This is a genomic window from Arthrobacter sp. GCM10027362, from assembly GCF_042679445.1.
In the GTDB taxonomy this organism is placed as follows: domain Bacteria; phylum Actinomycetota; class Actinomycetes; order Actinomycetales; family Micrococcaceae; genus Crystallibacter.
In genome coordinates, this window is record NZ_JBHTML010000011.1 from 24,221 (window position 1) to 36,260 (window position 12,040).

10 protein-coding genes and 2 pseudogenes are annotated in these 12,040 nt (G+C 60.3%); 1 reads left to right on the plus strand and 11 read right to left on the minus strand.

All coding sequences use genetic code 11. From position 1 onward, the window contains the following. Nucleotides 1-70: 70 nt before the first annotated feature. The 3 genes and pseudogenes from ACFQ36_RS03750 to ACFQ36_RS03760 form a co-directional block, all read right to left on the minus strand. A pseudogene (locus ACFQ36_RS03750) lies at nt 71-706 on the minus strand (RtcB family protein); the annotation flags it as partial. 15 nt (nt 707-721) lie between these two features. Next, nucleotides 722-3,097, minus strand: coding sequence for a tyrosine-type recombinase/integrase (locus tag ACFQ36_RS03755; protein ID WP_377010772.1), 2,376 nt, complete (start codon nt 3,095-3,097; stop codon nt 722-724). 6 nt (nt 3,098-3,103) lie between these two features. Next, nucleotides 3,104-4,270, minus strand: a complete 1,167-nt coding sequence (locus ACFQ36_RS03760) for a tyrosine-type recombinase/integrase (protein WP_377010774.1) — start codon at nt 4,268-4,270, stop codon at nt 3,104-3,106. Nucleotides 4,271-4,695: 425 nt separating this feature from the next. Here ACFQ36_RS03760 and ACFQ36_RS03765 point away from each other — a divergent pair, with 425 nt between their 5' ends. After that, nucleotides 4,696-5,259 carry a recombinase family protein gene (locus ACFQ36_RS03765; protein WP_377010776.1) on the plus strand — a complete coding sequence of 188 codons (564 nt, stop codon included), beginning with the start codon at nt 4,696-4,698 and terminating at the stop codon, nt 5,257-5,259. A 327-nt stretch (nt 5,260-5,586) separates the two neighbouring features. Here ACFQ36_RS03765 and ACFQ36_RS03770 read toward each other — a convergent pair whose 3' ends face one another. The 8 genes and pseudogenes from ACFQ36_RS03770 to ACFQ36_RS03805 form a co-directional block, all read right to left on the minus strand. Continuing rightward, the gene (locus tag ACFQ36_RS03770; protein WP_377010824.1) at nt 5,587-5,826 is read right to left on the minus strand and encodes an SDR family oxidoreductase; all 240 of its coding nucleotides are present in this window, start codon (nt 5,824-5,826) and stop codon (nt 5,587-5,589) included. Between the two features lie 5 nt (nt 5,827-5,831). Then, a pseudogene (locus ACFQ36_RS03775) lies at nt 5,832-6,146 on the minus strand (SDR family oxidoreductase); the annotation flags it as partial. A 231-nt stretch (nt 6,147-6,377) separates the two neighbouring features. Next, the gene (locus ACFQ36_RS03780) at nt 6,378-7,133 is read right to left on the minus strand and encodes an SDR family NAD(P)-dependent oxidoreductase (RefSeq protein WP_377010779.1); all 756 of its coding nucleotides are present in this window, start codon (nt 7,131-7,133) and stop codon (nt 6,378-6,380) included. A 4-nt stretch (nt 7,134-7,137) separates the two neighbouring features. Then, nucleotides 7,138-7,560, minus strand: a complete 423-nt coding sequence (locus ACFQ36_RS03785; RefSeq protein WP_377010781.1) for a cupin domain-containing protein — start codon at nt 7,558-7,560, stop codon at nt 7,138-7,140. 25 nt (nt 7,561-7,585) lie between these two features. Then, on the minus strand, nt 7,586-8,383 hold the full coding sequence (locus ACFQ36_RS03790) for an SDR family NAD(P)-dependent oxidoreductase (RefSeq protein WP_377010784.1): 798 nt from the start codon (nt 8,381-8,383) through the stop codon (nt 7,586-7,588). A gap of 49 nt (nt 8,384-8,432) precedes the next feature. Next, on the minus strand, nt 8,433-9,431 hold the full coding sequence (locus ACFQ36_RS03795) for an ABC transporter permease (RefSeq protein WP_377010786.1): 999 nt from the start codon (nt 9,429-9,431) through the stop codon (nt 8,433-8,435). 17 nt (nt 9,432-9,448) lie between these two features. Further along, the gene (locus ACFQ36_RS03800; RefSeq protein WP_377010788.1) at nt 9,449-10,489 is read right to left on the minus strand and encodes an ABC transporter permease; all 1,041 of its coding nucleotides are present in this window, start codon (nt 10,487-10,489) and stop codon (nt 9,449-9,451) included. Beyond that, nucleotides 10,482-12,014, minus strand: coding sequence for a sugar ABC transporter ATP-binding protein (locus ACFQ36_RS03805; protein WP_377010792.1), 1,533 nt, complete (start codon nt 12,012-12,014; stop codon nt 10,482-10,484). Before ACFQ36_RS03805 ends, ACFQ36_RS03800 begins: the two co-directional genes overlap by 8 nt. Nucleotides 12,015-12,040: the final 26 nt, after the last annotated feature.

A 12,040-nucleotide genomic window follows, 5' to 3' on the forward strand; every position in this document is an offset into this window, starting at 1 on the left:
GGTCCGTGCCGCGCACGCTGCGGGCCGTGGACCGGGCGGCGGCTGGAGGTCCTGCCGGCGAAGCGCCTGCTCAGCCCTTGACGCAGAGAACGGTCCGCAGGTGCTGGACGACCTCGACCAGGTCCTGCTGCGCGTCGATGACCGAATGCAGGTCCTTGTACGCGCCCGGGATTTCATCCACGATCGCCTGGTCCTTGCGCGACTCGACACCGGCGGTCTGGGCGACCAGGTCGTTGACCGTGAACGCCTTCTTGGCCGCGTTGCGGGACATCTTCCGTCCAGCCCCGTGCGAGGCCGATTGGAAGGAGGCGTCGCTGCCGCGGCCGCGGACCACGTAGGAGCCGGTGCCCATCGAGCCCGGGATCAGGGCCAGGTCGCCCCTGCCCGCTCGGATCGCGCCCTTGCGGGTGACCAGCATGGTCTCGCCGTCGATGACCTCTTCGGCCACATAGTTGTGGTAGACGTTGATCTCCTCGCCGAACGTGACCTTCACCGGGGCGAAGTGCCGGGCAATTTGCTCCTTGAACAGGGCCATCATGACCGACCGGGACCGGGCGGCGAAGTCCTGGGCCCACCACAGGTCGCGCCGGTAGGCGTCCATCTGAGGGGTGCCGGCCAGGAACACCGCCAGGTCCCGGTCCACGATGCCCTTGTTGTGGGGCAGGCCCTTGGCGATCTCGATGTGCCGCTCGGCCAGTTCCTTGCCTTCTCCGGACCTTCTCTACGGCTGGGGCCCTGTCGGACGAACAGAAGGGAGCCCTAGAAAGGTGGGCTCATCAGGCCGGTCCGTAAGTCCCCGCAGTCGTCGAATCTTATCCTCGGCTGCCAGCAGCGAGACCTCCAGCCCTTCCACCTCACCAAACCAGCCATTCTCCTTGGCCTCAATGATGCGGTCCCGAAGGTTGTTCCGAATATCGATGAACCGGTCGAGCGCTTCCGGATCCGGTCGGAGCAGGCCACAACGAACGCAGGCGTGCTCATGTTCGCACGATGTGCCCCAGGCACGCCCACAGGAACCGAGGCTGAGCTTCCTTTCAACAAAATACTGCTGAAACTCCTCCCATTCTTTCTCGGTAATATCACGCTGGTCGGCCTGCGGATTTAAGGCGCGCCGCTGAGCAATGAAATGACTGTGCGCACTGATAATTTGCTCCGGATAGGCTGCCGCGTATATTGAAGTGGTTTCAATGGACTCATGCCCAAGAAGAGCTGCAATAACGTGAATGGGCACCCCACTGCTTTGCGCCTCCGTGGCGAAAATACGGCGTAGATCATGCGGCCGGAATTTTAGTGGCCTGCCGTTGGCGTGTGTGATTTCAGCCCATTCTCCTGCCTTGTCCATGAGGGCGTAGACATATTGGTATGAGAATGCGATCCACCTGCTGCGGTAGCGCTGAAACAGTAGCGGAGCGGGTGGGAGGGCCTCCTTCTCCTGGGTGTCGTAACGGACCGTCAGCGGTATTGTCCCGTCTGCCTGCCGGAGTCGATGCACGATACGCGCTAACACGTGGACGAGTTCGGGCGACGCGACCAGAAGTCGCTCTGTGCCGTTCTTTGACGGGTAGACATGCAGCAGCGGAATTACCTCGCCCGTCTTAGGATGCTTGAACCTTTGGATCGAGAACTGGTCAAGTTCGAGCAGTTCCTCGATGCGTAGGCCGGTCTGATGGAGAAGGTTAACAATGGCCCAGGCCCAGAAGGCATCTTCTTCACGCGTCGTGAGGTTGATGTCATCGCGTTGGCTCGTCGCGCGAAGCGGCCGAAGCATGACCTTGCTCGTGCCGATGCGCTTGCACTTTACTCCTTGGAACTCCACGACACTGCCGACTGGTAGTGGCGCAATTTCGGCCAGCCATCCTTCGACTTGTCGGAGTTGTACCTCTGTTGCCAGCAGCAGGCGATCGACTTCAGGCGCACGTTCGCGCGTCCGCTGGTGCGAACGAGCCTTATTTTCCCGTTGTTGCTTCCCGTACCCGGCTACGTCGTTCTCTGTGACGGGCGAGGGCGCAACCCATCGTACCCAATAGGTATCGGACTGCGACCAGTTCGCAATGTCTAGATACATCGCGCGGACCTGCAGCATGACATTAAACCGCCCCCGGCGTTCAGTGCCGTCGGCTTTGACGGCCACGCGCTGCCTCCATGCCGCCGCGGCCTCCTCGCTGAGAGCCAGGGATTCGATGCCGGGGTGGTGCTGCTCAATATCCTTCCAGAAAAGGCCACACAAAACATGGGAGAGGCCCCGCAAGGAAGAATGGTCCATCTTGGCCTCTCGAGCCCGCAGATAACGGATTAGGCATTCCTTAACCTGTCTGGACGCAATGTTGTGGCGGTCAACCAATTCGGTGACGGTGAATTGCCCTTGCAACTTTGCAAGTCTTAGGGTTTCGGCGGGATGATTGAGAGTACCCATGACACGCAGGCAGTCCCATGCGTGGTGGACCCCACTGACGCTGACCCTGGTGCCCAACTCTCGCATTACATGCATCGCGCGTTGATATACCAACAGATCTTCGCCGGTGATGTCGAGCGGACCTTTCCCGGTACGACAAGCTATGTGCGCGAGGACGACCACGGCAGCACGGTTTTCGTACAAGCTCTTGCCGATCTGCCCAAACGCCGCCTCCAGCCGTTCATAGCCGGCTGCGTCTCGGAGTGACAATATGAGGCCCCAGGTCTTGAATTGGTTTGCTTTCAGCCATCCGTAGCTCGGGCGAACGGCCCCAGTCACTAGCAGCATGTGCAGACCGTACATAGTTCTCTGTTTATTACCTGGAATGCCCTTCCACTGTTTGTAGTCGGCCTCGTGATTGGCGGCGACCCAACGGTCCTGCCACGTATCACCGGGGAACTCGGAGAGGTGATCCAGCAGACGGCGAAAACTGAAACTACGCCATGACTGGTTGTACTGTCCCAGCGAGAGTTGCTGGGACTGCTCTTCGAGTTGAGCAATACTCGCAGTGGCGGCCGGCCACGATTCATCAGAATGGTGGCTTCGCAACAGGTCGTCGTAATTGATCTGACTGCTGGTCCTGCGAACTGTCGCGGCGGGGCCGCTCCGGGTCCTGTATCGGGTAACGACAGAGGTCTCAGTCACTACGCATCACCTACCGAAGAGGATGTCCAGGTCATCTGGGTCGTATGGGAGTGCGCTAGGGGGTTCTATCGGCGCGCTGGCATCGCCTCGCGTAGACCGAACTGCGGCGACCATGTCGTCGAAATGAGGGACTGTGTAAACCTTCAGGGTTTCCAGCGTTGCGTGTCCAAGAACCTCTTGGACGGTTCGCTCCGGAGTACCTTGAGCAAGCATGCGCGTCGCAGTGGTATGCCTCAGATCGTGTGCGGTCCAGTTGGTCCCGTTTTTCTTGTTGGCCCTTCGGAACATCGCCCGGAGCGCTTCGTATGTCAGCCGACGGGGTTCACCGCGAACGGTCTTCCACGCCGGGTCACTCGGGGCGAAGGAGCTCGCCGACCCTTGGTAGATCCGGTACCAAGCGACCGCATCCCAAGATATGGGGAGGTCTTGCCCATTCCCGCCCTTGCGAGTGACGGTTACTATCCCCTTTGGCAGGTCGATGTCACCCACGTCGAGGCCCAAAATCTCGGCGGGGCGGGCGCCGCTACTCACGTACATTGCCACAAGAGCTCGGTCGCGGTCATTGCCAAGGGCCTGGAAGAACTCGTCAAACAGATCATCAGGCATGCTACGAGGCAGACGCTTTGTCCCGTTGCCATGTCGATTACTGCTTTTGCGCTTACGGCCTTGCAACGGGTTGCGATGAGCGTTCGCCCGACCGCCATCGCTACGGCCCCGATTCACCGGATTGTTAAGGACCGCCCCATTTCTACGCTGGAATTCATAGAATAGGAACAGGACGGTTTCATTACGGCTTATCGTCGATTGCGAAAATGAATCATCCAAGTAGCGCTTGCCCGTAATGGCATTTCGAGATATTCGTGGATCCCGCTTCCTTTTATTCTGATTCCCGTTGCTCTTCTTTGCATGCTTCATCCAGATGAAAAAATCGGTCACTTCGAGCGGAGTAGCCTTATCCCACTCCACCCGAATAGCGAACAGGAAACGGAACCACCGCTGGAGGTCGAGGGCGTAGGAGCGAACCGTAAGATCCGCAAGGCGCGAGTGGACATCCCTTAGGAACGAGCGACAGGCGGAAGTAGCTTCCGAATCCGGCAGCACCAAGTCCCAGGGCGGGATGCCGTTGCTGGGCTGAACAACCTTTCCAACGTCAGGGAGGTTCAGAGCAGACACGTCCCGGGCCGCCCCGTCATCGTGAACTACACCCATGTACTTCAGTGTGACGCAGTCCAATCCGCACAGTCGATACTTTAATGCCAACTTATGCGTAATGCCCCCTGCCCGACCGTAAGGGGCCAGGACAGGCGTCGCCGCCCTAAGTGGCCGCTCCGGTGCAAGTTGAATACCGGCAACTGACGGCGTGTGCGCGCGGGTGAACAGGGGGTGCGTGGTTGACAGACGAACACGATGCTGGCTCTGACGAGGGTTCTGGGCTTGTCAGAGCCATCGCTTCTTGAAAACGATGGAAATCGAGAACCAGGGCAACTGAGAAAAATATGAGCGGAAAACCACCTCGACACCTTCTCAAAAAATGTTCTCGAAACTCTACGATTAGTGGAGGCTATCTTTACGGGTTTTGAGAAGGGGCGGTCAACACCATGCGCGCACACCGTATCGGCTATGCCAGGGTCTCTGGCCGGGACCAGAAGCTGGACCTGCAGCGCCGGGCGCTACGGGATGCGGAATGCGATCGGATTTTTGAAGACACGGCGAGTGGAGCCAAAAGTCAGCGCGAACAACTCTCCCGGGCCCTCGATAACCTGCGCGAAGGCGACACTCTCGTCGTCTGGAAGCTCGACCGCCTCGGACGCAGTGTCAAGGATCTTATCGGCTTCGTCGGCGAACTCAGCAGCAGAGGCATCGGATTCGTCAGCCTAACCGAATCTATCGACACTACCACCGCATCCGGGCGGTTCTTCTTCCACGTCATGGCATCCCTCGCCCAAATGGAACGCGAACTCATGATCGAACGCACTCAGGCCGGGCTGGTGGCAGCCCGAGAACAGGGCCGTTTCGGGGGCCGCAAAAGGCTGATGGATGCCAGCAAGGTGACTGCAGCCAGAAAACTCCTGGCCCAAGGCATGCCGGCCAAGGAAGTCGCTTCAAACCTGGGTGTGTCCGTACCGACCCTGTACCGATGGCTCCCGGCACATCAACGCTGATCCCGTCTATGGTGCCGCCGTAGAACGAGGGAACCCAGCTCACGGGGCCGCATTCCGAGGGTACGGGCACCTGCAAGGGGTTGAAACGCTCACCTCCCATCAATGGGAGCCTACCGTGAAGCCGTCCACCATCCAGCAAGAATGTCGGCTGGGTCTTATAGTGGCAGCTCTCGAAGCTTCCATCGCCGCGAGGTCGCACGTACTGGGAGCATATGACTCGGGTATCCGACTCCTGTCCATGAGTCAGCTTTCCTGCTGAACGGCCGACTCTGCCGCGGTGCCTTCGCGCCTGCCTCAATCAGACCTGGGTTCCTCGTCCTGGCTTCTTTACTTCTTTGCTGTTACCGCCGCGCCTTCTTCGCCAGTGAGGAAATCAAATCCAGCGGTCAGTCCGCCATCGGCGACGACGGTGCTCCCGAACACGGCTGATGCCTGCTTAGACGCGAGAAACAGCGCCACGTTGGCGACCCCGTCGGCGCCGGTGGTCCGGCCCTTCGGCTGGCGGGCCTCGCGGGTGGCCAGGAACCGTTCCGGATCGTCAGCCGAGGCCAGGTGGCGGTTGAACAGCCCCGCCGCATCGGTCCCGGCGCCAGGATGTTGATGTTCACCCCGGACCGGCCGTAGTCGAGCGCGATTGAACGGATCGCCCCGCTAAGCGCAGCCCTCGACGATGCGTACCAGGCGAACTGCTGTTCTCCGAAGTCTGCGTCGATGCTGCTCACCGATACGACCGAGGCCGACTCGGCGCTGGCGAATACCGGCATCAGGGTTTTGAGCGCCATAACGTTTCCTAGGACGTTAACCTCCCAGGTCTTCCGCCAGGATTCGAGGGATTCCTCTTCCAGAAACCCGGTGTTCAGGATCGCGGCACAGCCGATATACCCCATAGACCCCGCCGAGGATGCGGGAGGAGGCACCGATTTTTGGTCTGGCAGAGCTCGGATTGGAAGTTCCGCGCTCGGGTCCGAACGAGTGCCGTGCCCAGCACTTCTTCGATGTGCTCGGGCGCGGCAAAAACCAGTTCCGTCATCCCGTTCCTTGGACGGGATGAGGGAACTGGTCTCCGGTCGGCGACCCGATGGTGGCTGTTCATCCTTCGGATTTCAAGGTTCGTGTGTCTACGACACCGTCTGGCCTCCGTCCACCACCATCGTGTGCCCTGTTATCCCGCTGGCGGCCTCCGAAGCCAGAAAACACACTGCCGCCGCTACCTCGGCCGGTTCGAAAATGCGTCGTTGCGGCACTTGGGCCAGCCACTGTTCCATGCGCCCCGGATCGCTGTCTCCCACACCTTCCAGAATCGGTGTCCGAGTCCTGCCCGGGGCCACGGCGTTAACACGTACCCCCAATGGTGCCCATTCGACCGCAAGGGTGCGGGCCATCTGGGATACCCCCGCTTTCGAAACGTCATACGCGAGGTGAAATTCCGGGCTGGTACCGACAAACGCCGAAATGGAGGAGATATTGACGACGGCTCCCGATCCCTGTTCCGTCATGATCCGGCCGAATTCCCGAGTGACCGCGAACGGTCCCGTCAGGTTGATTGCCATGACCCGGTTCCATGTCTCCATGGACAGGTCCAGGGAGGCATCCTCATGGGCAATGCCGGCGTTGTTCACCAAGATGTCCACCCGCCCCAGTGATCTGAACACCTCGGAAGCTGCACGGGCGATGCTCGAAATGTCGGTGACATCCATTGCGACATACGATCCGCCCAAATGGTCCGCCGCCCGCATACCGTTCTCAGCATTGAGATCAGCGACGACGACGTGGGCCCCTTCAGCCGCCAACTGCTCGCCGATGGCCAATCCGATACCCTGGCCACCGCCTGTGACGACCGCGACCCGGCGCGGGGCTTCTGCTCGTTGTTCCACCGGCTTAGTCCTCCCCGTGGGGAACCCACCGGGGCTCGCCGTTATCCGGGTATGCCGTGTAGCCGACCCTGTCAGCCGGCATGTAGCTGAATCCCATGGCCAGGGCGGTGATCGGTTCGCCATCGTTGGCCGGCCAGATCGAATGGATGGCGTTCGGGGGAATACGCACCAGATCGCCAGGGTTGAGTGTGGAAATCTCGTCGTCAACCCGCATCTTGGCCTGGCCTTCCAGCAGGTAGTACAACTCGTCGGAATCATGCGAGTGCGGTTCCAGTTTGCTGCCCGGTGCCAGCGTAAAACGCGAGACCAGTTCGAGGTATCCTCCCATCGTCTCCTGGCGAAGCTCTTCCTTCTCCACCAAGAAACGCGTTGTGGCGGTGCCGTTGTGTTCGACGACCAGAGGGCCGTCATTCCTGCGAATATCCATGCTGCTCCTAAAGGGTTGTGAATATTTATCTGAAATGGACGCCGCCATTGACATCGAGCGATGTCCCCGTGATGTACGAGGCGTCGCTGGAGGCCAGGAACGCCACCGCGTCGGCAATGCACTTTGGCGACCCGGCGTAACCGAGCGGAATCTTGGCCCATTCGATGGACTTCATCTCTTCAAAGCTGATCCCCCGCTGTTCCGCTTCGATCTGGAGAGCCGTTGTGTGCATGCCCGTGGCAATGTTTCCGGGCGAGATCGAATTGGCCCGGATTCCTTTCGGGGCGAGTTCGGCCGCCAAGGCTTGCGTAAAAACGATCACTCCAGCCTTGGAAGCGCAGTAGGCGGAAAAGAAAGCACTGGCCAACTGGCCGGACCACGACGCGATGGTGACCAGTGAGGCCCCGGAATTCTGGGGCAGGAACGGGATGAGCGCGCGGGATGCCAGAAACACCCCGCGCAGATTAGTGGCCATGACTCGGTCAAATTCCTTGGCCGTCAGCTCGGCCACGGGGGCTGCTTCCTGCAGGACTCCGGCGACCAATGCTGCCACCTGGACTTCCTCGGTCCAGGTGCGCAGCCGTTCCGATGCGAGGGCAACCGATTCCTCGCTGGTGACGTCGCAGGGAATGCCGAGCAAGTCGGTTTCCGGGAATTCTTCGCGCACCGTTTCCACCGCCTTGGCGACGGCTTCGTCGGAATAATCAATTAGAGCGAGCCGGTATCCCTCCTGGGCCAACCGGCGGCTGGTCTCGATGCCGATGCCCCCCGAGGCCCCCGTGACTACGGCCGTCTTGCCCGCTGCGTGCCTATTGATGGACATAAGTGATCTCACTTTCAATCGCTGGGGTTCTGGTGCTTTCGATACAGGATTACGACGCCCCGCGGACGACGTCCCCGCGCCGCAGGCTTCCGAGAATCAGGGAAACGATGAGGATGATGCCGGTGGCGATGTACTGCCAGTAGGAACTGACCTGCAGAAGGTTCAGGGCGGTGCTGATCATCGTCATGAACAGCGCAGCTGTAAACGTTCCCAGGAGAGTGCCCTGACCTCCTCGTAGAGCGGTTCCGCCCACGACGGCGATGGCAATGGCGCTGAGTTCCATGCCCGATGCCATGGTGGCGTTGGCCGAGGAGAGCAGTCCCGAAAGACCGACGGCAGCAACTGCCGTGAAGAGGCCGGTGACCGCAAAGGCCGTAATCTTCACCCGATCCACCCGGATGCCGGCCATGCGGGCAGCCGTCTCGCTGCTGCCGACGGCCCGCAACCTGCGGCCGAAGTGGGTGAGGTGCAGCAGGAAGTGGGAACCGAGGCAGACAAAGGCAAAGACCAGGAATACCAGCGGAATGCCGGCTACCTTCATGGTGCCTAGCTGCTGAAAATGGACCGACGGAATAGGGACGACCTGTCCACCCGAGAGTATGAAGGCCAGCGCCAGATACACGTTGAACATTCCCAGGGTCGCGATGAACGGCGATATGCCCGCCTTGGTGACTACCAAGCCGTTGATGACGCCGAGGACGGTTCCCGTCACCAAGGCCGTGACGATGGCCAGACCTATCGTGGAGTGCGGAAGTACGTTCGCGGTCACCACGGCGACGACGGCAAGCATGCCCGCGACCGACAGATCAAAAAGTCCGCCCGCGATCAGCAGCGTCATCCCGCATGCAATCAAGCCGCTGAACGAAGCCTGGGTCAGGATGTTCTGGATGTTGTATCCCGTGGAAAACGTAGGAATCACCAGGGACAAGATGCCGGCCAGCACGACGACGATGATCTGCAGGTAATACCTCGAGGCTGCACCGAGCGGGCCGACATGCGCCGACTTCTTTTTCGCTGGTGGGTCCAGACGCGGGTGCGAAGCGGTCATAGTTTCTTGATTTAGACTCATTGGCTCGAAACCTTCAGCAATCTCTTCTTTTGAATTCTCCGGCCTGCGCTGTCTAGGGACAGGGCCATAATGAGAAGGAGTCCGACAGTCAGGTACTGATAGAACGAGGGAACGTTCATTAGATTGAGCCCTGATGCGATCATGGCCAGCAGGGCGCTGGCGATAAACGTCCCGACGAGGTTTCCGCTGCCGCCTGCGAGGCTGGTCCCTCCCAGGACGGCAATTGCGATGATCTGCAGTTCCAGGCCCGTCCCCAAGCTGCCATTAACGGTTCCGAGCTGGCTGGTCAGAAGAATGCCGCCGATGCCGGCGTAGAGTCCGGAGACCGCAAACGTCACTAGGGTCACTAGACGGACATTGATGCCGCTGTCGCCAGCAGCCTCAGGACTACCACCGACTGCGCAGACGTGCCGCCCGTACGCTGTGTACTGGAGGACGGTATGGGAGATCGCGAGCAGCACGAGTGCCACGAGGAGCGGCACAGGGATCCCCAGGATCCGCCCAGAGGTCAGCTGTCCCAAGATCGGGTCGCTGCCGTCGATCACGCCTCCTCCGGCAACCAGAAGCGCGATGCCGCGCACGATACCCATCGCCCCCAGCGTTGCGACGAAGGATGGGATCTTCAGATAGGCAATCAGCACTCCGTTGATGATCCCGATAAGGGCACCAACGAGGATCCCGCCAATGACCCCCATGCCCAGGCCCCCTGCCCCGATGAGCGAAGCGGCTACGCAAGCCACCAGCCCTTGGACGGACCCTACCGACAGGTCAAGTCCGCGGAGTGCGATGACCATCGTCATGCCGTATCCGATGATCGCCATGATCGACGCGTTGATTAGGACGTTCACCAGGTTGCTCTCGGACACGAAGCTGGGCACAAACCCGATGCATGCCAATGTTACGAGGACGAAGGGGAAGAAGACCCCGTTGCGCCCCAGGAAGGCACGACTGTCCCGTAGTCGGGCGGTCCACGGCGGTTTCGGCAATCCGCGCCCACCGGCGACTTCGACTTCGGACTCCGTGAGTTGCTCAACCATGCCGCGCCTCCGTGTTCCCGGTTCCCACCGAGGCTGCCAGGATCTGGTCCTCGTTGATTTCGTCGTCTCTAAGATCTGCCCGGATACGCCCGTGTTGAATGACGAGGCACCGGTGGGCCAATGTCACCAGTTCTGAGGTATCGGAGGAACTGACCACGATGGCAACACCGGACTCGGCGAGTTTGCGGATCAGTTCATAGATCTCGATCTTGGCACCGACGTCGACACCCCGTGTCGGTTCGTTCAGCAGGAGCACCCCGCAGTTCGCCAGGACGGCACGGCCGAACAGGACCTTCTGCTGGTTGCCTCCGCTCAGGTTCCCAATCAGCTGTTGTGCCCTGTCAACGCGGATGCGCAGTTCCTGCTTTAGGCGTTCATACGTCCGGACTTCCTGTTTCTTGCCTGTCACCCATCGCTCGGACCGACGCACCTGTTGAGGCTTGGCTGAGATGACCAGGTTCTCAAGCACATTCAGATGCGGAAGTATGCCCTCTGACTTCCGGTTTTCGCTGAGCATGAAGAGCCCCGCCCCGATGGCAGCCGCCGGGGAGGCCAGCTTGATGTGACGGCCGTCGACAGACACGTTGCCGTTGCTTGGGATCATTCCGAACAAGCTCTGCATGATCTCTGTTCTTCCAGAGCCGACCAGGCCGGCGACCCCAAGGATTTCCCCGGAGCGCACGTCAAATGAAACCGGCTCCTGGATCCGAAGGCAGGAGAGGTTGTCGACCCGGAGCCGCACGTCCTTGCCCAGATGCTCCGCCAAATTCGCCGGCTGGGCCTCGAACTGCTTCAGTTCACGGCCGAGCATTAGTTCCACCAATTGGGATTCAGTCGTCTCGGCTGTAACCAGATCTGCGACGCTGGCGCCGTCACGGAATACCGCAATCCGTTCCGAGACGGCGAAAACTTCGTCGAGCCTGTGGGACACATACAGGATGGCCTTTCCCCGGTCCTTGAGCCGTTCAACGAGCGCGAGAAGCCTCGCCACCTCCTCGCCGTTCAGCGCAGCGGTCGGTTCATCCATCACCAATACATCGAAATCCCTGGACAGCGCCCGAGTTATTTCGACCATCTGCTGATCCCCGACGCTGAGGGAACCGACAATCCGGTTCGGGTTCAGCGAGAGCTCGAGTTCCTCGAAGAGCTTCCGTGCCATCCTTGTCGATCGGCGCCGGGAAATCAGGCCGCCCTTAGTGATTTCATTTCCCAGAAAGATGTTCTCGGCCACGGTCATTTGGGGTACCAGTCTGAACTCCTGGCTCACGACGCTGACTCCGGCGGCCTGTGATTCTGTCGCATTCTTCAGGACTTGTTCCTGGCCGTGGATGCGGAGCGTGCCGCTGGTCGGCTGTTCGAGGCCGGCGATGATCCGGATCAATGTACTCTTGCCGGCACCGTTTTCACCCATCAGGGCCGTGACCTCGCCCGCCCGCAAAGTGAGGTCGACCCTTTTGAGGGCCTGCACACCGGGATAATTTTTCGTAATCGCTTCGGCCGTGAGGATCGGCTTGGAAATACGCATGGTTCGTTCCTGCTTCAGCGGATCCA

What these genes read in the sequence shown, in the direction of transcription:
- ACFQ36_RS03765 (WP_377010776.1), top strand. Translation starts at nt 4,696, where the DNA reads ATGCGCGCACACCGTATCGGCTATGCCAGGGTCTCTGGCCGGGACCAG.
- ACFQ36_RS03785 (WP_377010781.1), bottom strand. Translation starts at nt 7,560, where the DNA reads ATGGATATTCGCAGGAATGACGGCCCTCTGGTCGTCGAACACAACGGC.
- ACFQ36_RS03790 (WP_377010784.1), bottom strand. Translation starts at nt 8,383, where the DNA reads ATGTCCATCAATAGGCACGCAGCGGGCAAGACGGCCGTAGTCACGGGG.
- ACFQ36_RS03795 (WP_377010786.1), bottom strand. Translation starts at nt 9,431, where the DNA reads ATGACCGCTTCGCACCCGCGTCTGGACCCACCAGCGAAAAAGAAGTCG.
- ACFQ36_RS03800 (WP_377010788.1), bottom strand. Translation starts at nt 10,489, where the DNA reads ATGGTTGAGCAACTCACGGAGTCCGAAGTCGAAGTCGCCGGTGGGCGC.
- ACFQ36_RS03805 (WP_377010792.1), bottom strand. Translation starts at nt 12,014, where the DNA reads ATGCGTATTTCCAAGCCGATCCTCACGGCCGAAGCGATTACGAAAAAT.